This is a genomic window from Streptomyces lichenis, from assembly GCF_023218175.1.
Taxonomy (GTDB): Bacteria; Actinomycetota; Actinomycetes; order Streptomycetales; family Streptomycetaceae; genus Streptomyces; species Streptomyces lichenis.
In genome coordinates this window covers 128,274-153,674 of sequence record NZ_JALPTH010000008.1, presented here as the reverse complement: position 1 = coordinate 153,674, position 25,401 = coordinate 128,274, and the positions used below count along the sequence as shown (strand labels likewise).

The following is a 25,401-nucleotide window of genomic DNA, read 5'->3' as shown; positions in this document are numbered from 1 at the left end:
GCCGTGAGGCTTCTCTCCCTTGGTGCAAATGGTGGGAAAGGCGTACGGAAGGGTCATGTGCCGCCGAGTGCCGCCCATCCGGCGTGTAAGTTCCCGGGCCGAGAGCCTTCGAAGGGACCAATCCGGTGAACAAGAAGCTTGTGGCCGCGCTGTCCGGCGGTGCGGTACTGGTGCTCACGCTGGCGGGCTGCAGCGACGAGGACAACGGCGACGGGAAGGTGAACGCCTGGGCGCAGAAGGTGTGCGACACCGCCCAGCCGCAAATCCAGAAGCGCGCCAACGCCCAGCAGGCCATCATCTCCACGGCCGCCGACGGCAAGCCCGCCGACGTGCAGACCGCCGACTCGAAGGCCTTCCAGGACATCGCCGACGCCAACCGCTCGCTGGCCAAGGGCATCGAGGCCGCCGGAGTCCCGCCCGTCGACCAGGGTGACACGGTCCAGCAGGACGCGGTGAAGGAGCTCAACGCCACCGCGACCGCGTACGACGGCCTGAAGAAGCAGGTGGACGCGCTGGACCCGAAGAACCAGCAGCGGTTCGCGGACGGCCTCCAGTCGGTCGCCGCCGGTCTGCAGAAGATCGAGAAGATGGACCAGGACGCCCTGTCCAAGCTCCAGTCCGGCCGGCTGGGCCAGGCGATGGCCAAGCAGCCCGGCTGCCAGAAGGCCAAGGCCTCCATCGCCCCCACCCCGCAGTCCGCCAAGCCGGGCGGGTCGGCCTCGCCCGACGGGGACTCGTCCAAGGACGCTTCCACGAGCCCGTCCGCCGCGCCCTCCGCCTCGAAGGACGCGGACAAGGCTGACAAGGACGGCGCCGACAAGGAGTAGGCGGCGCCGCCGCCCGGCCCGGGTAGGCCCCGGCCCGCTCCGCCCCCGGGACGCCCTTGCCCCGGCACCCGACGGCTTCTGCCGCCGGGTGCCGGGGCGTTCGCATGCCGTCCTACGGGATGAGCGTGCCGCCGTACGGCATGAGCCGCCGCTGTACGGCATGAGCGCCGTCGTACGGGATGAGGCCGTCGCGCGGAGGAGGAGGGACCGTCGCGCGGAGGAGGGGGCCGGGCGGATTGTCAGTGGCTGCGGTCACAATGAATCCCGTGAGTACGACGAGTCCTTCCGCCGAGAGCCCCGCCGCCGGTCTGCCGGTGCCCGACCACGCCGCCCGGCTCCGCGAGGCCCTGCTCGCGGCGGGCTTCACCGCCGACGGGCTGCTGGAGCTGCTCGGCGCGTCCGCGTACGCCGCGCTGGCCCGCAGCGAGACGGTCCCGGCCCTCCGCGCCACCCGGGAGGACGGCCCGCTGGCCGCGCTGGTGCGGCTCTTCCTGCTCCAGCGGCCGGTCGGCCGGGCCCGCGCCGCGGCCGTGCTGCCGCTGGACGAGGCGCTCGCCGACGGCTGGCTCCGCGAGGAGGGCGACGGGATCCGGGCCGCCGTGGACATCCGCCCCTATGGCGGTCCGGAGGGCCAGGACTGGTTCGTCGTCTCCGACCTCGGCTGCGCGGTGGGCGGCGCCGGCGGGGCGAGCGGTCGCGACGAGGGCGTGGTGCTCGGTGTCGGCGGGGCCTCCACCACACTCGCCGGCATCACCGTCCGTACGCCGGTCGGCTCCGCGCTCGACCTGGGCGCCGGCTCCGGCATCCAGGCCCTGCACGCCGCCCAGCACGCCACCCGGGTCACGGCCACCGATCTGAACCCCCGGGCGCTGGCCTTCACCCGGCTCACCCTCGCGCTCTCCGGCGCCCCCGAGGCCGAGCTGCGCAGCGGCTCCCTTTTCGAGCCGGTGGAGTCCGAGACGTACGACCTGATCGTGTCCAACCCGCCGTTCGTGATCTCGCCCGGCGCCCGGCTCACCTACCGGGACGGCGGCATGGGCGGCGACGAGCTGTGCCGGACCCTGGTCCAGCAGGCCGGCGACCGGCTCAACGAAGGGGGATACGCCCACTTCCTGGCCAACTGGCAGCATGTGGCGGGCGAGGACTGGCAGGAGCGGCTGCGCTCCTGGGTGCCGCGCGGCTGCGACGCCTGGATCGTCCAGCGCGAGGTGCAGGACGTGACGCAGTACGCCGAGCTGTGGCTGCGGGACGCCGGGGACCACCAGGGCGATCCGGAGCGGTACACCGCGCGGTACGAGGAGTGGCTGGACGAGTTCGAGGCGCGCGGGACCAGGGCCGTCGGCTTCGGGTGGATCACCCTGCGCCGGAGCGCGGCCGCCGTCGAGCAGCCCTCGATCACCATCGAGGAGTGGCCGCACCCGGTGGAGCAGCCGCTCGGCGAGGCGGTGCGGGCGCACTTCGCCCGCCAGGACTATCTGCGCACCCAGGACGACGCCGCCCTGCTCGGCGACCACTTCGTGCTGGCCCCCGAGGTGGTGCAGGAGCAGGTCGGGCTGCCCGGCGCGGAGGACCCGGAGCACGTACTGCTCCGCCAGAACCGCGGTATGCGGCGCGCCACCAGGGTGGACGCGGTGGGCGCGGGCTTCGCGGGCGTGTGCGACGGGACACTGAGCGCGGGCCGCATCCTGGACGCGATCGCCCAGCTGATGGGCGAGGACCCGGTGCTGCTCCGCGACCGCACCCCGCAGGCGATCCGGCTGCTGGTGGAGGAGGGCTTCCTGGAACCGGCCGCGACCACGCCCGCGCCCTGACCGGGCCGCAGGCCTCCGGGGCCCAGGGCTCCGGGTCCCCGGCGCCGGGCGGGTGAAGTCCGGCCGGGACCCCCGTGCCGTTCACGCGCAATTCGCGCCCTCGACGCCCTGGGGTGTCAGCCTCGCCCTCGGGGCAACCCTAGGGTCATCGAGGAACGGGGTACGGCATGGAGAGCGGACCGGCCATCTTCGCCGGCACGGCGTTCAGCCTGTTCGGGATGGGTCTGCTGCTGTGGACGGGTACCCGGGTGCTGCACCGCGCCCCGGTCGTCTACGGGGTGCGGCCGGCCGCCGCCGCCACCTTCGCGGCCAGTCTCGGCGCGGCCTTCATGATCCTCGGCGTCTGGTGCTTCGGCCGGATCTGACCGCGACCGCCACCCTCGCCTTCGCCCCACCACCCCGTACACCCCGCCCAGCACTCACAGCCCCCCGCCGGCCCGCGCCCGGCCCCGCTTGCGGCAGCTCCCACCGGCTCCCGTCGGACCGGATGGCAGACGGACCGGGGACACTACCCGAGCCACCGGCCCGAGGTGACCGGAACGATCGGATCCGCGGCCCGGAGACGGCCTGAAGGCGATCCGAGGACGACCCGAGGCCGGTCGGAAGGTGACGAGAAGGGAGTCCGGGCGGCAGGAATGCCCGGAGTCGGGTTACCGTTCGAGTGGCCGTTGCGGGCTTTCGCCGTTTGACACGGGGGCGGGTTGTACCGTCACACTCCGCAGCGACAGCCGCGTCGGCGTACGGCTTGACCACCGTGAGCCGACGGCAGTGCCCGCGCACAGCACGAGCCGTACGCGGGCGGCGCCACCGCACGGAGCCGTACGCGGCGGCGCCACCGCACAGCGCCGCAGCCGTGCGGCCAGCAGCGCGGTGAGGTGACCGCACCGCGCCGCACGTGCCCCAGAGTGTCGACCGGAGAGAAGAGCGAAGTTGTCCCCGACCAGCGAGACCGCGAACGGCGGCCGCCGACTCGTCATCGTCGAGTCGCCTGCCAAGGCGAAGACGATCAAGGGCTACCTCGGGCCCGGCTATGTCGTCGAAGCGAGCGTCGGACACATCCGCGACCTCCCGAACGGCGCCGCCGAGGTGCCCGAGAAGTACACCGGGGAGGTTCGGCGGCTCGGGGTGGACGTCGAGCACGACTTCCAGCCCGTGTATGTCGTCAACTCCGACAAGAAGGCCCAGGTCCGCAAGCTCAAGGAGCAGCTGGCCGAGTCCGACGAGCTCTTCCTCGCCACCGATGAGGACCGCGAGGGCGAGGCGATCGCCTGGCATCTGCTGGAGGTCCTCAAGCCCAAGGTCCCGGTCCACCGGATGGTCTTCCACGAGATCACCAAGGACGCGATCCAGGCCGCCGTCGCCAACCCGCGCGAGCTGAACAAGCGGATGGTCGACGCCCAGGAGACCCGCCGCATCCTCGACCGCCTCTACGGCTACGAGGTCTCGCCGGTGCTCTGGAAGAAGGTCATGCCCCGGCTGTCGGCCGGCCGGGTGCAGTCCGTCGCCACCCGGCTGGTGGTCGAGCGGGAGCGCGAGCGCATCGCGTTCCGCTCCGCCGAGTACTGGGACCTCACCGGCACTTTTGGCACCGGCCGCGCCGGTGACCCGACCGACCCGGCGACCCTCACCGCCCGCCTCGCCTCGGTCGACGGCCGGCGAATCGCCCAGGGCCGCGACTTCGGCTCGGACGGCCGGCTCAAGTCCGACCAGGTGCTGCACCTGGACGAGGCGAACGCCCGCGCGCTGGCCGCCGCGCTCGCCGACACCTCCTTCTCGGTGCGCTCGGTCGAGTCCAAGCCGTACCGCCGCTCCCCGTACGCGCCGTTCCGCACCACCACGCTCCAGCAGGAGGCGAGCCGCAAGCTCGGCTTCGGGGCGAAGGCGACCATGCAGATCGCGCAGAAGCTGTACGAGAACGGCTTCATCACCTATATGCGTACGGACTCCACGGTGCTGTCCGACACCGCGGTCGCCGCCGCCCGCGCGCAGGTCACCCAGCTGTACGGGGCCGACTACCTGCCCTCCGCGCCGCGCGTCTACGCCGGCAAGGTCAAGAACGCGCAGGAGGCGCACGAGGCGATCCGCCCGTCCGGCGACCGCTTCCGCACCCCGGCCCAGACCGGGCTGACCGGCGACCAGTTCCGGCTCTACGAGCTGATCTGGAAGCGGACCGTCGCCTCCCAGATGAAGGACGCGGTCGGCAACTCGGTCACCGTGCGGATCGGCGGCCGGGCCGCGGACGGCCGGGACGCCGAGTTCAGCGCCTCCGGCAAGACGATCACCTTCCACGGCTTCATGAAGGCGTACGTGGAGGGGGCCGACGACCCCAACGCGGAGCTGGACGACCGCGAGCGCCGGCTGCCGCAGGTCGCCGAGGGCGACCCGCTGTCGGCCGAGCAGATCACCGTGGACGGCCACGCCACCAAGCCGCCGGCCCGCTACACCGAGGCCTCGCTGGTCAAGGAGCTGGAGGAGCGCGAGATCGGCCGCCCCTCTACGTACGCCTCGATCCTCGGCACCATCCTGGAGCGCGGCTACGTCTTCAAGAAGGGCACCGCGCTGGTCCCGTCCTTCCTCTCCTTCGCCGTGGTCAACCTGCTGGAGAAGCACTTCGGCCGGCTCGTCGACTACGACTTCACGGCCCGGATGGAGGACGACCTCGACCGCATCGCCCGCGGTGAGGCGCAGGCGGTGCCGTGGCTGAAGCGGTTCTACTTCGGCGAGGGCGCCGCGACGGTCGCCGGGGCCGCGGCCGCGGACGCCGGGAACGGCGACGGCGACCACCTCGGCGGGCTGAAGGAGCTGGTGACCGACCTGGGCGCGATCGACGCCCGGGAGATCTCGTCCTTCCCGGTCGGCGAGGGCATCATGCTGCGGGTCGGCCGCTACGGCCCGTATGTCGAGCGCGGTGAGAAGGACTCCGAGGGCCACCAGCGCGCCGACGTCCCGGACGACCTGGCGCCCGACGAGCTGACCGTCGCCTACGCGGAGGAGCTGCTCGCCAAGCCGAGCGGCGACTTCGAGCTGGGCACCGACCCGGTCAGCGGCCACCAGATCGTCGCCAAGGACGGCCGCTACGGCCCGTACGTCACCGAGATCCTGCCCGAGGGCACCCCGAAGACCGGCAAGAACGCCGTCAAGCCGCGCACCGCCTCGCTCTTCAAGTCGATGTCCCTGGACACGGTGACCCTGGACGACGCGCTGCGGCTGATGTCGCTGCCGCGAGTCGTCGGCACCGACGCCGAGGGTGTGGAGATCACCGCGCAGAACGGCCGCTACGGCCCGTACCTCAAGAAGGGCACCGACTCCCGGTCCCTGACCGAGGAGAGCCAGCTCTTCACTATCACCCTGGACGAGGCCCTGGCGATCTACGCCCAGCCCAAGCAGCGCGGCCGGGCCGCCGCCAAGCCGCCGCTGAAGGAGCTGGGCAACGACCCGGTCAGCGAGAAGCCGGTGGTGGTCAAGGACGGCCGCTTCGGCCCGTACGTCACCGACGGCGAGACCAACGCCACCCTGCGGACCGGCGACAGCGTGGAGACGCTGACGCCCGAGCGCGGCTTCGAGCTGCTGGCGGAGAAGCGGGCCAAGGGCCCCGCGAAGAAGACCGCCAAGAAGGCGGCGAAGAAGGCGCCGGCCAAGAAGGCGCCCGCCAAGAAGACGGCCACGGCGGCCAAGACCGCCGCGACCAAGAAGACCGCCGCCAAGAAGACGACGACGGCGAAGAAGACCACGGCGGCGAAGAAGACCGCCACCGCGAGGACCGCCGCGGCGAAGGCGGCCTCCTCGGAGGACTGACGGCCGGTCCGCGTCTCGTACGCGCGGAGTCTCGTACGCGCGGAAGGGGCGGCTCCGGAAACGGGGCCGCCCCTTCCGCGTACCGCCGGCTGCTTCGGCGTACGGCCTCCGCGTACCGCCCCTTCCGCGTCGGCCGGCTCCGGAGGCGCGGGGCCCGAGTACCGCCCCGTAGGTCCTGCCGAGGATGGCTCCCCGGGCGGCTCCCCGGCCGTTCGTTCGAACGATGCGGATGGAGAGGACTGGCTGTCAGCCGTCCCGGATAGGCTGATGGGATGACGCGAGCCGAGCAGCCAACGGTCTTGAGCCCCACCTCAGACTCCGACGCCGCACTCGCCGCGGACTCCCGCGAGCGAGCCGTACGGGCCCTGTTGCGCACCCCGCCGATCCGGCGGTTGTGGAGCGCGCAGCTCGTCGGCGGCATCGGCGACGCCCTCGCCATGCTCGTCCTGGTCCTGCTGGCGCTCCAGGCGACCGCGGCCGCGGGCACCTTCGGCGGCGGCTACCGGGGCGCCGCCTTCGCCGTGGCGGCCGTCTTCGGGGCCCGGGTGGTCGCCACCGTGCTGTTCGGCGCGGTGCTGCTCGGCCCGCTGACGACCTTCACCGCGCCCGGCGGACCGCTCGACCGGCGCTGGACCATGGTCGGCGCGGACGGACTGCGCGTCGCGCTGCTGATCATCGCCCCGCTGTGGACCGACTGGGTCGGCGACACCGCGATGGTCTACCTCCTGGCCACCGTCTTCGTCGCCGGCGCCGCCGAGCGGGTGTGGACGGTCGCCCGGGAGAGCGCCGCCCCGGCGCTGCTGCCCGCCCCGCCGCTGGAGGGCGCCGCGGTGCGCCCGCTGCCCGACCATCTGGACGCCCTGCGCCGGCTGTCGCTGCGCACCGGCTTCGCGGTGGTACCCGGCGCGGCCCTCGCCCTGCTGCTCGCCACCCTGATCGGCAATCTGCTGGGCACCGGCGTCGAGTGGTTCACCAGCCACCAGGCGGCCCTGGGCTCGTATGTGGCGGCCGGGCTCTTCGCGGCCTCGGTCTCCGTCCTCTACTTCCTCCAGCTCCCCGGCACCCCGACGCCCCGGCCGCGCTCCCCGCTGGAGGGGCTGCGCCGCCCGTCGTCGGGCGGCGGGGCCGACCGCGGGCGCACCGGGGCCATACCCCTGCTCGTCCTGGCCTGCGGCGCGGTGGCCGGTGCCATCGCCGCCGCGGCGGCCGTCGCCGCGCTGCACGGCGGCGACCTCGGCGGCGGTCCGGTCGCCTACGCCCTGCTGGTGCTCGCCCTGACCGGCGGTACGGGGCTGGGCATCCGCCGCGCCCCCACGATCGTCCCGGCGCTGTCCCGCCGCCGGCTGCTGGCCCTGGCGCTCGCCGCCACCGGGGTGGCGCTGCTGGCCATGGGCCTGGTGCCGGACCTGGCGACGGTGCTGTTCCTGGCCTTGGGCGCCGGGTTCGCGGCCGGGGTGGCCGCCAACACCGGGCACACCCTGCTGGACCAGGAGACCGAGGACTTCCGCCGTCCGCGGCTGACCGAGCACCTCCAGGCGGTGGTCCGGGTGGCCGTCGCCCTCGGCGCGATCGCCGCCCCGCTGCTGGCCGCCGCGATCGGGCCGCACCGGCTGGCGAACGGCGACTTCGTCTTCGCGCACGGCGGGGCCGGGTTCACCCTGATGCTGGTCGGCGCGCTGCTGCTGCCGCTGGCGGCGCTCCTGCTGGCCAAGACCGACGACCGTTCCGGCGTACCGCTGCGGCACGACCTGCGGGACGCCCTGCGCGGCGCCGACCCGGTCCAGGCCACGGCCACGACCGGCTTCTTCATCGCCTTGGAGGGCGGCGACGGCGCGGGCAAGTCCACCCAGGTCGAGGCGCTGGCCGAGTGGATCCGGGGCAAGGGCCACGAGGTGGTGGTCACCCGCGAGCCGGGCGCCACGCCCATCGGCAAGCGGCTCCGCTCGATCCTGCTGGACGTCTCCTCCGCCGGCCTCTCGCACCGCGCCGAGGCCCTGCTGTACGCCGCCGACCGCGCCGAGCACGTGGACTCCCTGGTCCGCCCGGCCCTGGAGCGCGGCGCGATCGTCATCTCCGACCGGTACATCGACTCCTCCGTCGCCTACCAGGGCGCCGGCCGCGATCTGTCGCCGACCGAGATCGCCCGTATCTCCCGCTGGGCCACCGGCGGCCTGGTCCCGCACCTCACGGTCCTGCTGGACGTCTCCCCGGAGACCGCCCGCGAGCGGTTCACCGAGGCGCCGGACCGGCTGGAGTCGGAGCCGGCCGAGTTCCACCGCCGGGTGCGCTCCGGCTTCCTGACCCTGGCCGCCGCCGACCCCGGCCGCTATCTGGTGGTGGACGCCGGCCAGGAGCCGGAGTCCGTCACCACCGTGGTCCGCCACCGGCTGGACCGGATGCTTCCGCTCTCCGAGGCCGAGAAGGAGGCCATCGCGGAGGCCCGGCGCAAGGCGGAGGAGGAAGCCCGCCGCAAGGCCGAGGAGGAGGCCGCCCGCAAGGCCGAGGAGGAGCGGCTGGAGCGGGAGCGCCAGGAGCAGCTGGCGAAGCTGCGCGCCGAGGAGGAGGAGCGCAAGCGCCGCGAGGAGGAAGAGGCCCGCCGCCGCGAGGCCGAGCGCAAGCGGCGCGAGGAGGAAGAGGCCCGTCGGCGCGCCGAGGCCGAGGCCGCCCGCCAGGCGGAGGAGGCCCGCCGGCTCGCCGAGGAGGAGCGCCGCCGGCTGGAGGCCGAGGAGAAGGCCCGGCTGGAGGAGCAGGAGCGGCTGCGCGCCCTCAAGGAGGAGCAGGAGCGGCTGCGGGCCGAGGCCGAGGAGCGCCGCCTGGAGAAGCAGCGCAAGGCCGAGGAGGCGCTGCTCCGCGCCGAGGAGGCCCGCCGCGAGGCGGAGGCCGAAGCCCGCCGCCAGGCAGCGGCCGAGGCCCGCCGCCGGGAGGCCGAGGAGGCCGAGGCCCGGGCGGTGGAGGAGGAGCGGCGCCGCCGTGAGGCGGAGGAGGCCGAGGCGTCCGCCGCCGAGCTGACGGTGCCCACGCCGGTCGTCCGGCCGAACGAGGTCACCCAGGAGGTGCCGGTCCCCCCGTACAGCCTCCGCAAGGACGAGGACGACCCCGCCCCGCCCTCGGGCGAGCAGCGCGCCGACGACGATACGACCCTCCTGCGCCCCATCCGCGACACCGGCACTTCTGCGGCCTCCGACGACGACACGGCGATCCTCCGCCCGGTCCGTGACGAGCCGACCGGCCATGGCGCCGTGGACGAGACCGCCAAGCTGCCGCGGGTACGCGACGAGCGGGGCCGCTGGGCCGCCAGGGGCGCGGATGCCCGGGACGTGGACGAGACCGCGGTGCTGCCCCCGGTGCCTCCGGCTCCGGTACGCCGGGAGGAGCCGCGCCGCGGGCCGGGCGGGGAGCCGTCCGGCGGCGACCCGGCCGACCGGGTCCCCCAGGACTTCTTCCGCAAGGACCCGCCCCCCGGCACCGGCGGCCCGGGTGCCACCCGCAAGGACGCGCCCTCCGCCACCGGTGGTACAGGCCCCGCCCGCAAGGGCGCCCGTGGCGCATCGGGCTCCCCCGCCCGACCCTCCAGCGGTACGGGGGCCGGTGGCCGTCCGGGCTCCCCCGACCCCGCCGGCAACGAGCGCACCCGTGAGCTTCCCCAACTGGACGAGCAGGGACGGCCGCGGCGGCGCTCGGACTGGGCCGAGGAGACCCCGCTGGACGACCTTCCGACCCTCGCCGACGAGCTGCTCGGCCCGCACGCCGAGGACGAGGACAACGGCCACGGCGGCCGCGCCCGCTGAGCCCAGCCCTTTGGTCGCCCGCCGAGCCCGGTCCCTTCGTCATCCCCCGCCCTCGATCCCGGTCGTCCCCCGCTGTCAGACCCCTCCCGCACAATGGAAGCCGCCATCCACCATCATTCCGCGAGGCGGTGACCCGTGACCGTATGGGACGACCTGATCGGCCAGGACCACGTCCGGGCCCAGCTCGGCGCTGCCGCGCGCGACGCCGACGCGCTCGTCACCGCCGAGTCCCGGGGCGAGGAGCCGCCCGAGGCGTCGAAGATGACGCACGCCTGGCTGTTCACCGGGCCGCCGGGCGCCGGGCGGACCACCGCGGCCCGGGCGTTCGCCGCGGCGCTGCAGTGCGTCAGCCCCGACCGGGCGCTCGGCGGGGAGCCGGGCTGCGGCTTCTGTGAGGGCTGCCACACGGCGGTGGTCGGCACCCACGCCGACGTCAGCACGGTGGCGGCGGTCGGCTCGCAGATCCTGGTCGACGCCATGCGGGACACCGTCCGCAAGTCGTTCACCTCGCCGGCCAACGGGCGCTGGCAGATCATCCTGGTCGAGGACGCCGAGCGGCTGAACGAGAAGTCGGCCAACGCGGTGCTGAAGGCGGTGGAGGAGCCGGCCCCGCGCACGGTCTGGCTCCTGTGCGCCCCGTCCATCGAGGACGTACTGCCGACCATCCGGTCCCGCTGCCGGGCGCTCACCCTGCGCACCCCGTCCGTGGACGCGGTCGCGGACATGCTGGTCCGGCGGGACGGCGTGGAGCCGGAGGCGGCGCACTTCGCGGCCCGCGCCACCCAGGGGCACATCGGCCGGGCCCGCAAGCTGGCCACCGACGAGCGGGCCCGCGCCCGCCGGGCCACCGTGCTGAAGCTGCCGCTGCGGGTGGCGGACGTCGGGGCGGCGCTCAGGGCGGCCCAGGAACTGGTCGACGCGGCGGCCGAGGACGCCCAGCAGGCCGCCGAGGAGGTCGACGCCAAGGAGACCGAGGAGCTGAAGGCGGCCCTCGGCGCGGCCCAGGGCGGCCGGATGCCGCGCGGCACGGCCGGCGTGATGAAGGAGCTGGAGGAGAAGCAGAAGCGCCGCAAGGCCCGTACCCAGCGCGACAGCCTCGACCTCGCGCTCAGCGACCTGACCGGCTTCTACCGCGACGTGCTCACCCTCCAGTTCGGTACGCGCGGCGCCCTCGCCAACAACGACCTGCACGACGCCATCGACCGGACCGCCCGGGACTCCGCCCCCGAGCAGACCCTCCGCCGGATCGAGGCCATCCTCGCCTGCCGGGACGCCCTCGACCGGAACGTGGTCCCCCTGCTCGCGGTGGAGGCGATGACCATGGCCCTACGCGCCGGCTGACGCCCCCGCCCCCGCGAGCCGCCCCTCCCCCCCCCGGCCCCCTCCCCAGGCATCCCACCCCTCTCTCATCCCATAAACGGACAATAGCCCCACCACTCACCCGAACGAGTACGAAGAGGAACAAACCAACAAGACACGGATACGCTCCGGGGATGGACCCCAGGCGTCTCCTCCAGCCGTCCGCCGTCGCGCTCGCGACCCTCGGACTCCTCGTCTCCGGATGCACGGACGGAGGGGCGTCCTCCATGGCGTCCGCCGCCGCGTCCGGCTCCTCCGCCTCGTCGCCCTCGGCGAAGGAGCTGCAGCCCTACTACGGCCAGCGGCTCTCCTGGCGGGCCTGCGGAGTGCCCGGCTTCGAGTGCGCCACCCTGCGGGCGCCGCTCGACTACGCCGACCCGGGCGGCGAGCAGATCAAACTGGCGGTCTCCCGGGTCAAGGCCACCGGCCCCGGCAAGCGGCTCGGCTCGCTGCTGGTCAACCCCGGCGGGCCGGGCGGTTCGGCGGTCGGCTACCTCCAGCAGTACGCGGGGATCGGCTACCCCGCCCCGGTGCGGGCCCGCTACGACATGGTGGCCGTCGACCCCCGCGGGGTCGCCCGCAGTGAACCGGTGCAGTGCCTCACCGGGCCGCAGATGGACGCGTACACCCAGGTCGACCAGACCCCGGACGACCCCCGCGAGACCGACCGCCTCACCACCGCCTTCAAGGACTTCGCCGCGGGCTGCAAGACCCGCTCCGCCCGTGTCCTCCCCCATGTCTCCACCGTCGAGACCGCCCGGGACATGGACATCCTGCGCGGAGTCCTCGGCGACCGCCGGCTGAACTACGTGGGCGCCTCCTACGGCACCTTCCTCGGCGCGACCTACGCCGAGCTGTTCCCCGACCGGGCGGGCCGGCTCGTCCTCGACGGCGCGATGGACCCCTCACTCCCCACCGCCGAGCTCAACCGCGACCAGACCGCCGGCTTCGAGACCGCCTTCCGGGCCTTCGCCGCGGACTGCGTGGCCCGCCCCGACTGCCCCCTCGGCACCGGCACGCCCGCCCAGGCCGCCACCCGCCTCAAGACCTTCTTCGCCGAACTCGACCGCCGCCCCGTCGCCACCGGCGAGGCCCGCCCGCTCGGCGAGGCCCTCGCCACCACCGGTGTGCTGGCCGCCATGTACGACGAGGGCGCCTGGCCCCGGCTCCGCGACGCCCTCGCCCAGGCCATGCGCGGCGACGGCGCCGCCCTGCTCGGCCTCGCCGACTCCTACTACGAGCGCGACGCGGACGGCTCCTACTCCAACCTGATGTACGCCAACGCCGCCGTGAACTGCCTCGACCAGCCCCCCGCGTACCGCACCACCGAGGCTGTCGCCAAGGCCGCGCCCTCCTTCGAGAAGGCCTCCCCGGTCTTCGGCAAGGGCCTGGCCTGGGCCTCACTGAGCTGCGCCTACTGGCCCGTCAAGGCCACCGGCTCCCCCCACCGCATCACCGCGGAGGGCGCGCCCCCGATCGTCGTGGTCGGCACCACCCGCGACCCCGCGACCCCCTACAAGTGGGCCCGCTCCCTCGCCTCCCAGCTCTCTTCCGGCACCCTGCTCACCTACGACGGCGACGGCCACACCGCCTACGGCCGCGGCAGCGACTGCATCGACACCGCGATCAACACCTACCTCCTCGACGGCACCGCCCCCACCCCCGGCAAGCGCTGCACCTGACCCCCCTCACCACCCGGCCACCCCGTCCGGAGGGCGTACGGACCACCCTCCGGACGTGTGTAAACTTGGCCAGGCTGCTGCGCCGCAACGCGGTCCGCGCGGCATGCCGCCTTAGCTCAGTTGGCCAGAGCAACGCACTCGTAATGCGTAGGTCTCGGGTTCGAATCCCGAAGGCGGCTCAGAAGAACCCCAGGTCACATAGCCCGTGACCTGGGGTTTTCTGTTGCTCGGGGCATGGTGGGTCACACGGCCTGGGTGCCGGGACTTTGCTTGCGTGAGCGATGCGTGAGCGGAACCGCTCGGGGACCTACTTCTTGGGCTTGCGACGGTGGCCTTCTTAGCGGCCTTGGGGCCGACCGGCCAGCGCCAACCCCCTCCTGCACCTCAAGAGGGCAGGCGATACAGGGTGGTTCGACAACTACGCTGAAAGCTTCGACGCTGTCTGGGCCGCCGCGAGGCAATGGGCACCCGACCAGGAGAGGACCGCCGGCCATGGGCAGGACTGAGTACTGCAACGACCCCTCTGCCCCGAAGGCGGACACCCTCATCCCGGCCAGCAACCTGCTCGTCGCCGACGAGACGGGCGCCATCCTCCTCCAGCGGCGCCGCGGCACCGGCCAGTGGGCCCTGCCCGGCGGAGCCCAGGGCATCGGCGAGACCGCAGCCGAGTGCGCGGTGCGCAAGTGCTTGGAGGAGACCGGGATCATCGCGGAGCTCACGGAGTTTCTCGGCGTCTACACCAACCCGAACTACATCGTCGTCCAGCCGGCCGACTTCGACCAGTACGACATCCACCCGAGCATGCGCCAGCAGATCGGGGACTACCTCGCCGGCACCTACCCCTGCCTCGGCTGAGCCGCCAAAGCAGCTTCCACCCGCTCCACGGAGGCAAAGATCTCCGGAGCCGCCCGGCGGATGAACCGCCCGACCACGCTGTTGTCCCCGTAGCGGCTGCTGATCTCTGCGACCCGGTCCTGCGCGGTGGTTCGGTCGCCGTCGGGCGTGGTCGTCATGTCGCAGTACACGAGGGAGTCCACCAGCAGGGGATCGTTCAGCACGGGGAACTCCGTCGCGAGCTCCTCTTGTAGCCCGCACTCCTCGGCCTCAAGAAGCGCAAACGATTGGTTCGCGACCAACCGCACCAGCCGCTGGTCGGCCCTGTGCTCGTCCCGAAGGAACCGGGCTCCGTCCAGCGGATGGAACCCCGTCACCGCCAGGCGAGGCGCATACCCGATGTCGTGCAGCGTGGCGGCGGCGACGAGAGGGCTGCCGTCTTGGTTGAGGACCTGGCTTACTTCGGCGGTGCGGTGGGCAACTCCCTGTGTAGGCGCCCACCTCCGTGGAAGTGTGCTGCTGAGTTCGGCCCTCGTGATGTGCGTCGCCCAGTGCCCGACGTGATCGCCCAGGTCTGGCTCTCTGCCCAGGGCGCGGTCGGCCCAAGCCACCGCATTGGATGACAACCGCGTACGTTTTCCGCCTGCGCCCCGACTCGCCGCTCTCATCTTCGTCTGCCTCGACGCGTGACCGGAGGGGTGCCCCCTACAGGCTCTCCTTCCTTTTCCACTACCCCAGCCACTTCGGCCGCCCGTTGTGGGACCCCCAACAAGTGCGACCAACGGCGAGGAGGCAGCCGCTCAACTCAGCCTTGGCTGCCGCGCTGGCTCATCTCACGGTTCAGCAGTCCATGCTTGGGACGTGCGCGGGTAAGCCTCGCGCAACCACAGCCGAATGTGTGTAGCGCCTGGCGGACCGCGGCCAGCGCCGCTGGGTCGATTCCGGCCTGCAACTGGCCGGAACCATGCACGCGTGACAGGGTCAGCCCGGCCAGGTCTGCGGTCGTGGGGCCTGTAGACGGCTCCAGTGGCTACGCTCGGTGTCCGAATTGCCCAGGGCCGTCACATCGCTCCGCATCAACCAGGGCTTTGTCCGCCGATGAGTCGTTCGTCGCTTTTCGTGGAGCGGGGCCTGTGGATAACCGCACGGGCTGATGCCGGCGAACTAATATGGGCCATCTCGCTGATCGCGTTCGCGGTCAGCTCAGCTGTTCTTGCCCCGACCCAGTGGACTTGTTGCGATCTTGCTGGGATGTTCGTGAGCGGAGACGGACTCGCTAACGTGTTCGAGTCCGGTCCGTCGCGAGTGCAGCCGAGCGCGCGGCGGGCGGTGCGCACGTATGGAGGACGAATGGCCAAGCTTCAGGTCGCGGAGATCTGCGCAGGTGCTGGCGGGCAGGCTCTGGGGTTGGAGCGCGCCGGTTTCGAGCACGCTCTTGCCGTGGAGCTCGATCCCAGGGCCGCAGAAACCCTGAAAAGCAACATGCCGGGCTGCGATGTACGCACTGGAGATGTGGCCGACCGGTCGGTTTGGAACCCTGAGGAGTTCTGTACCGAGCACGGCACCCCCGACCTGATTGCCGGTGGCGTGCCCTGCCCGCCCTTCACTATCGCAGGGAAGCAGCTTGGCGCCGCTGACGAGCGAGACCTGTTCGCTTGGGCTGTCGGTCTCGCTGAGAGGGTGAGGCCCAAGGCCCTCCTCCTGGAGAACGTGCGAGGGCTCAGCGCGAACCGTTTCGCCGCCTACCGGCAGAACGTCCTGGACACGCTGCAAGACGCTGGCTACGTAGCGCAGTGGGAGCTCTTCCATGCTGCGGATTTCGGCGTACCGCAGCTACGCCCGCGGTTCGTCCTTGTGGCGCTCCAGCGGGAGTACGCACCCTACTTTGCCTGGCCGAAGCCTCTGGAAGGCGAGCGTCCGAAGGTCGGCGAGACGCTCTACGACCTCATGGCTGCCCGCGGCTGGAAGGGCGCTGAAAAGTGGGCTGAGGGTGCTAACGACATTGCGCCGACCATCGTCGGTGGTTCCAAAAAGCACGGCGGGGCGGACCTGGGGCCTACCCGTGCCAAGGCGGCCTGGGCCAAGCTCGGGGTCGATGCCCATGGTGTGGCGGACGAAGCGCCCGGCGAGGACTGGGAGCCTGCCGAGGGGAAGCCCGGGCCGAAGCTCACGGTAGAGATGGTCTCCCGCATCCAGGGATGGAAGCCTGAGGACAAGTGGGTCTTCGCAGGGAGGAAGACCAGCCAGTACCGTCAGGTCGGGAACGCTTTCCCTCCGCCTGTGGCTGAGGCCATCGGCCGGTCTATCGCCCGCGCGCTGAACAAGAAGGGTGCCCCGGCGGCGTTGGTCGAGGACACCGAGACGGTGCACGACCCTGTGTACAAACTGCTCCGCGCGGAGGCCGAGAAGCAGAGGTTCATCGGTATCACCCAGATCATCGGCCGCTTGGAGAAGGCGGGCAAGCGGCTGTCTGAACCCGAGGTCGAGCGGCACATTGCGCATCTCGAAAAGGACTTCGAGATCCGGAGGGAGCAGCGTTCCGGCGGCACGTACGCGTACAGCCTCGGCGAATTCAAGGCGTTCGTCGGCCAGGAGGGGCACCAGCGACACGAGCTCTTCTCGCTGAACCAGGCGAAGATCAGCTGACCCCCAAGGGCGTGTTCAAAGGCGGGCGCTGTGTCCGCCGGGACTAATGGGACCGCCGCGACCCAACTGCCGACTGCCGCCGAGACTTCACCGCGTCGATAACGGTCTCGGCGCATGCCTCGGGATCTAGGTGCTCCCAGAAGCGCATCACGAGCCAGCCCTCGTCCGCCAGGCGCTGGTCGGTGTCCCGGTCGCGCTGGACATTCCGCCCGATCTTGTCTTCCCAATACGGACGGTTGGTCTTCGGCATGACGAAGTGGTCAGGGCAGCCGTGCCAAAAACATCCGTCGATGAAGACAGCTACCTTTACGGGGCGGAAGACCATGTCGGCTGTGCGCCGCATCTTCGGCAAAGGCTTGGCCGCTACCCGGTAGCGCAGCCCCGCTGCGTGGACGAGTGACCGCAGCAGCAGTTCCGGAGCCGTGTCGCGGCTCCGGTTGCCCAGCATGCTGCGTCGGTTTGCGGCTGACGAAGCCCACGACCCCTCGGGTGGGACCCACGGTCCCGCCCGAGTCCCCGACTCCGGCACTGCGCCGGGTTCGCTGCGTCCGTTCATATTTCCGGCAGTCTCGGTACTGTCTCTTCTGGGTCGTCGGCCATGGCCAGGACCCACTCCTGTCCGTCCAGCTCTACTGTCGGGACCCCTACGTGGTGGGCCCGTGCAGGGGTCAGGCGGGCACTGACAGATTCACCGGGGCCGGGAACCGGCAGCCCCAAGGCTTCGGCGATGCGCCCGTGGCGGGTGTAGTGACCCAAGATCACTACTCCGTGGCGCTGGAGCCTGGAGCGTGATCCGCCGTTGTAGCGGACGCGCTTCATGTAGTCCTCCTGCATAGCCACCGTAGCAACGACGTTGCGGCTGACCCGGCGCCCTTGCGCCCGCATGAACATCTCGTCCACGCGGCGCTGGCCGCTCTTGTGGGAGAAGACAGCGGTGATGTCCTCCTCGGAGAGGCGCAGCAGCATGTTCTCCTGGAGGGGCGCGTCGCGGAACAGCCATCGCACTGCGCCCCGCCCGGCCGCGTTCAGCGTCTTCTTGGCGTCGCGGTTGCCGCCGTTGTTGAGCCGTTCGGGCAACGCCCGAACAAGTCCCACTGACCATGTGGACTGCTCGTCGCTGGCCCAGACAACAAGCAGCAGGTGCCCGTGGGCTTCGGGCGGGATCATCCACTGGCCGAGGGTCTGGGAGTACTTGCAGTCGACGTCTGACCCGGCGATCGAGTAGTCCATGCTGGCGCCATCCGCGAAGCCGAACTCGCGCTGCACATTGATCTCGATCAGGGTTCCCAGGTGGGCCTTCTCGGTCTTGAAGAGCTGGTCCCAGCGGAAGCGCCCGGTGTGCTGGCCGTCCAGCAGCATGTCGATGCTGCGGCGGACCGCGCCAGCGAACCGCCTGCCGTCCGGGTCCGCGCGTAGAACCTCCTCGGCCACCGCCTCCAAGGCCGGGTCATCGCCCCCGTCGACTGGCCACAGGGGCGTCTGCACGCTGATCGTTTCGCCGTCCACAGCGGGACTCTACCGGCAGAGGATGTGCCGGGGCAGTCGGTTGCTCGGCTGTGCTGGCAGACTGCTGGCGTGATACGCGGACCAGCAGGACTCTTGGTCGGTGATGAGGGGCAGGTCGTACTCCCTCTCGGCCTCCTAGCGGAGGCAGGGTCCGATGCGGGCTGCCGCCTCCTCGCTTTCAGCGACGGCGATGGACGCATCGTGCTGCAGCGGGAAGCGGACGCCATTGAGCGGCTCCTCAGCGGGGGCACGCTCTGACGGCTAACCGGAGGGCTGGCGGCGCGCCCTAAACCGGGCGCCCCCTGAGATAGTCCAGCAGTGCCTGGACGTCGGCTGAGTTCATCCCTGCGGCCATCGGGGCCTCGTCCTCCGGGTCAGCGAGCTGCTGCACCTCGGGGTCGTCGAGGATGCTGCCCATGAACTCCAGCTTCTCTGCGAGCCGCATGGAGACGACATCATCGACACTTTCCGCAGCAGTGAGGATGGTGACCCGCGTCTCCGTGTCTGGTGAGAGGCCAAGTCGATGGATGCGGTCCAGGCTCTGGAGGAACCGGCCTGCCTGGAAGTCGCGGTCGACGTACACGGCGTCATGGCAGACCTGATGGAGGCTGATGCCCTCGCCCAGGGTCGCCGGGTTGGAGATGAGGACGCTGCAATCCGGATCCTCGCGGAAGCGGCGCAGTTCCTCCTCCCGGTCCGGAGTGCCCCCGTGCACTGCGGCGGGCTGGAACGGTGCGAGCAGCGTCTGCAATGACGTGATGCTCCGGACGAAGCCAGTCCACACCAGGGTCTTCCTGCCGGCTGCGGCATTGGCGGAGACGATGGACAACGTCTCCGTGTACTTGGGTGGAAGTTCGTAGTCCGGGAGCTTCCGGAGGAGGGCCGCAAGCGAGTCCCCCTCCGGGACTTCCAAGGGCGGGACACGGAAGCTCAGCGGCTCGTAGCGGGTCGAGCCGCCGACAAGGAGCGCTGGGCTTGTCGCGGCCATGAGCAGACGCAGGACTGCCTTGCCGAATGCCTCGAAATCGCCTCGGTCGGCAGCTGCGCGCGGAGAGAACTTGCCGATCAAGGCGTCGTAGATCTCACGGTGCAACGGAGGCATCCTGAGTGGGCGGACGCGCAAGTCGACAGGCGGAAGCCCCAGCTCCGCCTTCGTCGTCCGGGTGTAGAGGGGGCGCAGCACCTGGCTTGCGTGGGCCAGGTCGCCACCGTCTACCGCCTGGGTGACCACGCGTCGCCCGTGGCCAGGCCAGACGAAGGACAGCAGGTTCTCCAGGTCCTTCGCCCCGTTCGGCGCCGGAGTACCGCTGAGGATCATGCGCACGCGGCTGAGCGGCCCCAGTGCCATGCAGGCAGCCCCGTAGACACCCGCTCCGCCGAGCTTCATGCGGTGCGCCTCGTCGAGGATGAGCATGGTCGGGGCTGCTTTCAGCCACTGCGACAGGCCCGCCAGTGCCCGGTCCAACCGCTCGTAGTTGACCAGGAGGACGTCTGCTGGTGGGGGCACCGACTTGCCGAGCACCTGTACGTCCAGGGGCGAGGAGAAGCACTCCCGCGCCTCCAGCTGCCACGCCTCGTAAGCCGACTTCGGGCTGACCACCAGGATGCGGTTGACCGTTCCCTGCTCCCGCAGCGCCGCGAACACAGCCAGAGAGACGCGGGTCTTGCCGGCGCCGGGCACACTGAAGTTGGCCCCGTGGCCGACTGAGAGCAGCCGGGCGATGTCCCGGAGCTGGAAGGGGGTGAGCGCTCCCGTCCAGGAGTCGCCCAGCAGGGCTGGCACCTCTTCCGGGGCGGCGCCCTCCTCGCCCGGCGCGCCGTTGAGCAGGCGATCCGCCGTCTCGGCGGTGTCGAGCATCTCGCTGACAATGCGGCGGAAGTCGTCCTCCCAGACCACGCTCTCAGGCTGCGGCCATTCTGCCAGGGAGCTGATACTGGCCAGGAAGCTGTCCAGGGGGACCGCGGCGGACAGCCGGTCGGTCATCCGGCCGCTGGGGAAGCTGGCGATCATCTGCCCCAACTCGCCGCGCCACTCGGGCACGGTCCTGAGCGCCGCTTGGGTGCGCGTGGTATCGAAGCCGATCACCAGGCTGGGCTGGCTGCCCACTCAGCGTGCCTTCTCTGTGGCTTCGAGCAGCCAGGACAAGCCGTCGCCAGGCTCGCCGACCGTCCGTCGGGCTTCGATAGCCAGCTTCTCCAGCCTCTTCCGCAGTTCGACGAGGGCATCGTCGAAGGCTTCCTCATCAAGGCTTCGCTGCGATCGGGAGAGGACGAGGTCCGTGACGCATTGCTCGATGCTGCGGTTCGCGTCTGCGAGGCGAGCAGGAGCGGCCTGCTTGCGCTTGGTGATGCGGGCGTCGCGGCCGGCGTTGGTGAGGGCCCGGTCCATCGCTTGGTGCATGAGCCTGACCTCGTCCTGCGCCGCAGCGACTACTTCCGCCGGGGCGGAGCTACCGGCTTGGGTGACCGCCCGAGCGTGGAGGACGACATCCGTCAGGGCTCTGGCGGCCGAGACAGCCAGGCTGGGGCCTTGTACGGCACGCCCCAGGCCCGGGATTGCTACGCCCCCTTGCGACGGAGCGGGGTCGGGGGCCAGGCCGGCTGGCAGGTTCTCCGAGAGGTACGTGTCACGGAACTTGTCATCGATAAAGCGCACGTCCGTCTTAGCGAAGCCCATGAGCATGGCGGCCAGGCGGTTCTCCACGAGCAGATCGGCCCGCTCGGGGTTGACGCTGTACTGCTTCTCGTAGGCGCGATGCAGCTCGCGGAACTTCTCCGCGTGCTCCTCGAACGCGACGAGTGACAGCCGCTCGCCGGAGGTTGCACTGCGCTTGATCAACTGGCGGATGAGGGACAGCACCCACTGGTCCTGCCGGACCCGCGCAGCCGTAGTGCGGAAGGTGGTTGCGATCGCCGCGAGCGGGGTGCCCTGATCGACCAGCTCTTCCACGGCGAGGAGCCGGTTGATGTAGGAGTAGTCCCGCCGGTGCTCCTTGCGCAGCTGCAGCGAGAGCTCGACGGCGGCCACGTCCTGCCAGTCGCAGGAAGAGGGCAGCACAGCCACGCGCATGGGGTGGTTCGGACCGTGCAGTTCCAGGAGCGCGGCACGCCGGGTGTTGCCGTTGACGAGGACGCCCTCGTGGGTGATCAGCCCCGGCTCGGTCTGTCCGAACTCCTTGAGACTCGCGGTGAGCTCGTCGAACGCGGGATCGGTCTTTGCTGGATCGGCGGGAACCACCTGCAGCAGACGCCCCAGGTACCGCTGGGCATCAGTGTTCCACGGGTCCGTTTCGAGGAGCTCGGACTTCTTGGGATCGTGATCAGCCTGCGCCCGGATCCGATGGGTGGCCGGGTTGTAGTAGAGGTCGCCGACCTGCATCTCGACCACTTCGAGATGCTCCGGCTTGCCCCGCCACTCGACGGTGAACGTCTCGCGGGTGCCTCCGCCGGCCGCGCTCTCCGCCAGCCGGGCCGCAACGGTGGCCCGGTTCTCCTCGGCCCTGGGCGGCAGCCCGTAATCCTTGGCCATGTCCGCTGTCCTCGCTCCTGCCTCTGCTCGTCCTGCTTCGAATGCCCTCCGCGCCTGCTGGATGCTCAGTCGACGCCCAGCTCTTTGCGCAAATGGGCGCGCGACTCCTCGGGCAGGGACCGGTAGTCACTCCAGAGCTGCTCCAGTCGGCTGAACTGGCGCTCGTCGGCTTCCACCCAGCCGGACAGTACATCGCGCTCAATGGAGCTGAGTCCGGCAGCCTCCTGAAGCACTCGGTCCAAGTCTGCGACCAGTTCCCTGCCGCCGATGCGGCAGCGCTTGCACTCGGTGACCAGCTCGGTGGCCTTCGACCCGCCGGGCTTCAGGACCTCGCGCCGTGCGATGTCCAGCTGGGCCGCTTCGTACGTGCCGGCGTAGGTCTCACCGGGAACGATCCCGCAGGAGCGGCACATGTTGCCGTCCCGCTGGAGGACCTCGCGGCGACGCCCGGCACCGATCGCCGTCGTACCGGTCTTCCGAGTGGCTCGGCCGGGCTCCCATACCGGGTCGCCGCGCTTCACGAAACGCTGCTCGTGGGAGTCGAGGTCCGCGTCTTCCCTGTTCGTGTCGATTCGCCACCCGAAGTCGCGGAGATCACGCATGCGCCGATCCACCTGGGACACCCCGGGGAAGGCGTCGCGCAGCGCCTCCTTGGTGAAGGGCTGCCCCTCGCCGACCTCCGACACGAGCCAGAGGGCGACCCGCTTCATCGTTCCGAGGCTGTCATCGCGCCACGACGGCGTCATAGCGCCTCCATTTCATGCCGAACTTCCGGTGCGGCCCTGAAGACGCATCACGGGCCACGATTCCTACTCATTATTAGCACAAGTGGCGTCGTCCGTTCCAGTGGTTTCGGATCTTTACGCCTTCCGGTGGAGTAAAGATCCGTTTTGCCCCTTAAATGGTGATTTTTGAACACATTGAAGCCGCTGCCATAAATACATTCGCGTAATAATGCCGGACGGCTCTGCGATGTGGAAAGGAAGGGGTAGGGTTCTGGTGATCACGTAAACCCTGGTGGTCTCCGGCGAGCGAGAGGCTCCTTTGCATGCCGTCACTCGGATCGATCAAAAACTCCTGCGTGGACGAGGCCACGGAGGGGGTGAAGGCTTTCGCGCTCGCTTTCCGGGAGGTGCTGCCCCGGTTCCTCCCCGGGGCGACCATGGCCGAGAAGGCGCAGGCTCTCGGTGTCTCCCCTTCCCTGCTCTCGCACTGGCTGCACGGGAGGAGGCTGCCCCGCCCCGAGGCCCTCTTGACCTTGAGGCGGCTGGTGCGATCTGCGCAGATCGCCGGGACGGACCGCCTGTGCGAGGACCTCGCGCGTGTGGAGCGCCTCTTGCTGAGGGCGCGGCACTCGGCTTGCGTTGACTGTGCGAGCGCATGCTCATGTGGCGGCCAGTCCGCCGACGGGGACCGGCGCAACAGTGGAGGCGGCCAGCCCGCCGACGGGGACCGGCGCAACAGTGCGGCTGCCGACAAGCCGGAATGCGGTACTCCGGATTCCCTTGCCGCACTCCCCCCGGCGGCCCGGACCGCTCTCCTGTGGAACCTCGGTGCGACCCTTCCCGAGGACGAGTGCGGCTCCCTGGTGTCAGAGCTGAGTCGAAATCGGATGAATCCTGAAATGGAGGTACTTCTGCGGTCGGCGGAATCTGCGGGCCGGGATACCGTAAAGATCGCGCTTGCCGCTCTTGGGTGTGATTAGGATTGGATGAAGCGGCGCAGGTGCATTTGTCGACCACTGGAGGCGCTACTCTGTGACTGTCGAATCGCCGGGCTCTCGTAGCCGGGCATTCGGTGGCGGCTGTCGCGCGCCGCCGCACCGGTAAGGCAGGAGAGGTCGGACAGAAGGCTTCCCAACCGCGTCCAACCTCCCCTGAAGGAAACGCCCTACTTCGAATCGAAGACGAGAAGGAGTTCCCTCCCGTGAATTATACGGCCTACCTGGCCAAGGGTGCCAGGAAGATCAAGGCTGACTGGACGCGCCGCGTCAAGTCGATCCGGATGCGCCAGAGCGGTTCCGGCGGTCTCACCGCCTGGTGCTCGTGGCGCAAGATCCTGAGTCGGCTGCGCTTCCTCCGCTGGGCGCTCACCGTCCAGGCCCTCAAGGGTGCCGCATACGCCGGCGGCGCCATCGCGATCCAGGTCATCGCTGCGCGGTTCTTCATCCGCTGACGGCGGCGACCTGCCGGCACAGGCCCCCCAGGGTCCTGTGCCGCGTGAGCATTGCGTGAGCGGACTGCGCGGCAGCAGGCGGCATCCAGCGATGCGGTTGTGGGTGCCGCCTGCCCGCGACCTGGGGAAGCAGCACCTGCCGGCACGTGTCGGCAGGTGCTGTCACGATCCCACCAGCCTTCGCAATGCGTAGGTCTCGGGTTCGAATCCCGAAGGCGGCTCAGAGAAGGGCCGGGTCAGACATCATCTGACCCGGCCTTTCGTTCCTCCATACTCCCCGGCATGCGGCCGGTCGGTGGCTTGTCGCAAGGAAACGAAGGTAGCGGCGCAGGCCGAAGGCGCGGCGGTGCTCCGTGTCTGCGGTGACCATGCGGTCGTGATTCGTGGCTACGTCGGCGAGCTGGCGCTGAAGCAGCACTGCACGCTGACGTTGCGCGGCCGTCTGGTGTTGCTGCTTCTCCTTGTTGATCTGCTGCCGGCGGGTGGTGATGCGTTGCTGAAGTTGCTGGCGTTCCTGACGAGCGGCATCTTCGGCCTGAGCGATCTGCGATTCGTGGCGCTTCTTCTGGGCGGCGGACTGCTGACGGATCGTGGCCCGTTCCTGGGTGCTCACGCTGGTGGGAGCCGACTTCCGGGCCCGTTGCCCCAGTGATGTCCGCCAGCTTCCGAAGGCGCGTGCTCTCACCTCGCCGACGCCTGGAACCTTGACCTGCTGGCCGTTGGGCCGGATGAGGTACGCGTCAGGGTTGCTGTACCGGCCGGTCTGTACATACCGGACCCTGGTGAAGTCGGCGGCCGTGCGGATACCAGCTGCGGTCAGGGCCGTAACCGTCCCGCTGCTGCTGTTCGAAAGCTTCTTGGCCTCCTGGATCGAAGCCTTGCGGAGCGTGTTCTGGATGTGCGCGGTGATCGCTGATCTCAGCGCCGTGTCCACGTGCTTCTGCTCCTCGGCGGTCAGCCCGCTCAGTGCGGCCTTCAGTGTGTTGGTTGTCTTGTTGAGGGTGGCGGTGATCCGGACTGAGCATCACGCAGTTCGGTCCGGAGGTCCCTGATCTGCTGATTGATCTGTACGTCCCGGCTTGCGTTGGCCAGGTGCAGGGATTCGTGAGCGCGCCGGTGAAGGCGGAGCCGGCCTGGGTGTGACCGTAGCCGATCACCGCGACGTGGAAGTAGTCGCGGACGCCCTCTTCCTTGGCGCACTTGACCGACAACCCGGTCAGCAGCCGGTTGACGGCGTCCGATACGACCTGGGCGCGCTGCTGGACCATCTCGCCAGTGCCGATGGGATCGCTCATCGACGCGGACTGGTCCACGAGGAAGATGAAGCAGCCAGGGTTGGTGCGGCTGATCTCGGCGGTGCACGGCATCTCGGCGGCCCGGCTGCTCTTTGCGCGACGGGGGACCCGACACCACGGCATGGGACGCATGCGGAAACCTGCCCCCCAGGGA

At 70.7% G+C, this 25,401-nt stretch carries 17 protein-coding genes, 1 tRNA gene and 1 pseudogene; 12 read left to right on the top strand and 7 right to left on the bottom strand.

Annotation, left to right across the window (positions count from 1 at the left end; all coding sequences use genetic code 11):
• The first annotated feature begins 125 nt into the window (after window positions 1-125).
• From M1O15_RS11175 to M1O15_RS11130, 10 genes and pseudogenes are all read left to right on the top strand, one after another.
• Complete coding sequence (locus M1O15_RS11175) at window positions 126-827, top strand: small secreted protein (protein WP_248633392.1); 702 nt, start codon at window positions 126-128, stop codon at window positions 825-827.
• 257 nt (window positions 828-1,084) lie between these two features.
• Window positions 1,085-2,638, top strand: coding sequence for a DUF7059 domain-containing protein (locus tag M1O15_RS11170; protein ID WP_372499453.1), 1,554 nt, complete (start codon window positions 1,085-1,087; stop codon window positions 2,636-2,638).
• A gap of 167 nt (window positions 2,639-2,805) precedes the next feature.
• Window positions 2,806-3,003 (top strand): hypothetical protein, encoded by a 198-nt coding sequence (locus M1O15_RS11165; protein WP_248633390.1) that lies wholly within the window; start codon window positions 2,806-2,808, stop codon window positions 3,001-3,003.
• Between the two features lie 565 nt (window positions 3,004-3,568).
• A complete protein-coding gene (gene topA, locus M1O15_RS11160; RefSeq protein ID WP_248633389.1) occupies window positions 3,569-6,433 on the top strand; it encodes a type I DNA topoisomerase in 2,865 nt (954 codons plus the stop codon).
• Window positions 6,434-6,705: 272 nt separating this feature from the next.
• Window positions 6,706-10,221, top strand: a complete 3,516-nt coding sequence (gene tmk, locus M1O15_RS11155; RefSeq protein WP_248633388.1) for a dTMP kinase — start codon at window positions 6,706-6,708, stop codon at window positions 10,219-10,221.
• Window positions 10,222-10,356: 135 nt separating this feature from the next.
• Entirely contained in the window at window positions 10,357-11,562 is a 1,206-nt protein-coding gene (locus M1O15_RS11150) for a DNA polymerase III subunit delta' (RefSeq protein WP_248633387.1), read from the top strand.
• A 152-nt stretch (window positions 11,563-11,714) separates the two neighbouring features.
• Window positions 11,715-13,262 (top strand): alpha/beta hydrolase, encoded by a 1,548-nt coding sequence (locus M1O15_RS11145; protein WP_248633385.1) that lies wholly within the window; start codon window positions 11,715-11,717, stop codon window positions 13,260-13,262.
• A gap of 105 nt (window positions 13,263-13,367) precedes the next feature.
• Window positions 13,368-13,441: transfer RNA gene (locus M1O15_RS11140), tRNA-Thr, on the top strand.
• Window positions 13,442-13,609: 168 nt separating this feature from the next.
• Window positions 13,610-13,768: pseudogene (locus M1O15_RS11135) on the top strand (XRE family transcriptional regulator); the annotation flags it as partial.
• Complete coding sequence (locus M1O15_RS11130; RefSeq protein WP_248633384.1) at window positions 13,755-14,117, top strand: NUDIX domain-containing protein; 363 nt, start codon at window positions 13,755-13,757, stop codon at window positions 14,115-14,117. The pseudogene M1O15_RS11135 and the gene M1O15_RS11130, both read left to right, overlap by 14 nt.
• Here M1O15_RS11130 and M1O15_RS11125 read toward each other — a convergent pair.
• On the bottom strand, window positions 14,099-14,707 hold the full coding sequence (locus M1O15_RS11125; RefSeq protein ID WP_248633382.1) for a phosphohydrolase: 609 nt from the start codon (window positions 14,705-14,707) through the stop codon (window positions 14,099-14,101). The two genes, M1O15_RS11130 and M1O15_RS11125, sit on opposite strands and share 19 nt — an antisense overlap.
• A gap of 739 nt (window positions 14,708-15,446) precedes the next feature.
• On the opposite strand from M1O15_RS11125, the gene M1O15_RS11120 reads away from it, so the two are divergent.
• Window positions 15,447-16,742 carry a DNA cytosine methyltransferase gene (locus M1O15_RS11120; RefSeq protein WP_248633380.1) on the top strand — a complete coding sequence of 432 codons (1,296 nt, stop codon included), beginning with the start codon at window positions 15,447-15,449 and terminating at the stop codon, window positions 16,740-16,742.
• A gap of 43 nt (window positions 16,743-16,785) precedes the next feature.
• Here the strand turns inward: M1O15_RS11120 and M1O15_RS11115 are convergent, their stop codons facing one another.
• The 5 genes from M1O15_RS11115 to M1O15_RS11095 all read right to left on the bottom strand — a co-directional run bounded on the left by M1O15_RS11115 (window position 16,786) and on the right by M1O15_RS11095 (window position 22,523).
• The gene (locus M1O15_RS11115) at window positions 16,786-17,298 is read right to left on the bottom strand and encodes a very short patch repair endonuclease (protein ID WP_282576579.1); all 513 of its coding nucleotides are present in this window, start codon (window positions 17,296-17,298) and stop codon (window positions 16,786-16,788) included.
• Window positions 17,295-18,248 (bottom strand): NaeI family type II restriction endonuclease, encoded by a 954-nt coding sequence (locus tag M1O15_RS11110; protein ID WP_248633376.1) that lies wholly within the window; start codon window positions 18,246-18,248, stop codon window positions 17,295-17,297. The genes M1O15_RS11115 and M1O15_RS11110 overlap by 4 nt, the downstream gene beginning before the upstream one ends.
• Window positions 18,249-18,534: 286 nt before the next feature.
• A complete protein-coding gene (locus M1O15_RS11105; RefSeq protein ID WP_248633374.1) occupies window positions 18,535-20,355 on the bottom strand; it encodes an SNF2-related protein in 1,821 nt (606 codons plus the stop codon).
• Window positions 20,356-21,777: a transcriptional regulator gene (locus tag M1O15_RS11100; RefSeq protein WP_248633372.1), complete on the bottom strand. Its 1,422-nt coding sequence runs from the start codon at window positions 21,775-21,777 to the stop codon at window positions 20,356-20,358.
• Window positions 21,778-21,842: 65 nt separating this feature from the next.
• A complete protein-coding gene (locus M1O15_RS11095) occupies window positions 21,843-22,523 on the bottom strand; it encodes a KpnI family restriction enzyme N-terminal domain-containing protein (protein ID WP_129845332.1) in 681 nt (226 codons plus the stop codon).
• 1,180 nt (window positions 22,524-23,703) lie between these two features.
• Here M1O15_RS11095 and M1O15_RS11090 point away from each other — a divergent pair.
• The gene (locus M1O15_RS11090; protein WP_248633370.1) at window positions 23,704-23,952 is read left to right on the top strand and encodes a hypothetical protein; all 249 of its coding nucleotides are present in this window, start codon (window positions 23,704-23,706) and stop codon (window positions 23,950-23,952) included.
• Window positions 23,953-24,172: 220 nt separating this feature from the next.
• Here M1O15_RS11090 and M1O15_RS11085 read toward each other — a convergent pair whose 3' ends face one another.
• A complete protein-coding gene (locus M1O15_RS11085; RefSeq protein WP_248633368.1) occupies window positions 24,173-24,886 on the bottom strand; it encodes a hypothetical protein in 714 nt (237 codons plus the stop codon).
• Between the last annotated feature and the right edge of the window lie 515 nt (window positions 24,887-25,401).

Excerpts from the sequence above, each read along its gene's own strand:
- M1O15_RS11170 (WP_372499453.1), top strand. The coding sequence starts at position 1,085 with ATGAATCCCGTGAGTACGACGAGTCCTTCCGCCGAGAGCCCCGCCGCC.
- M1O15_RS11165 (WP_248633390.1), top strand. The coding sequence starts at position 2,806 with ATGGAGAGCGGACCGGCCATCTTCGCCGGCACGGCGTTCAGCCTGTTC.
- tmk (WP_248633388.1), top strand. The coding sequence starts at position 6,706 with ATGACGCGAGCCGAGCAGCCAACGGTCTTGAGCCCCACCTCAGACTCC.
- M1O15_RS11145 (WP_248633385.1), top strand. The coding sequence starts at position 11,715 with ATGGACCCCAGGCGTCTCCTCCAGCCGTCCGCCGTCGCGCTCGCGACC.
- M1O15_RS11130 (WP_248633384.1), top strand. The coding sequence starts at position 13,755 with ATGGGCAGGACTGAGTACTGCAACGACCCCTCTGCCCCGAAGGCGGAC.
- M1O15_RS11120 (WP_248633380.1), top strand. The coding sequence starts at position 15,447 with ATGGCCAAGCTTCAGGTCGCGGAGATCTGCGCAGGTGCTGGCGGGCAG.
- M1O15_RS11115 (WP_282576579.1), bottom strand. The coding sequence starts at position 17,298 with ATGAACGGACGCAGCGAACCCGGCGCAGTGCCGGAGTCGGGGACTCGG.
- M1O15_RS11100 (WP_248633372.1), bottom strand. The coding sequence starts at position 21,777 with ATGGCCAAGGATTACGGGCTGCCGCCCAGGGCCGAGGAGAACCGGGCC.
- M1O15_RS11095 (WP_129845332.1), bottom strand. The coding sequence starts at position 22,523 with ATGACGCCGTCGTGGCGCGATGACAGCCTCGGAACGATGAAGCGGGTC.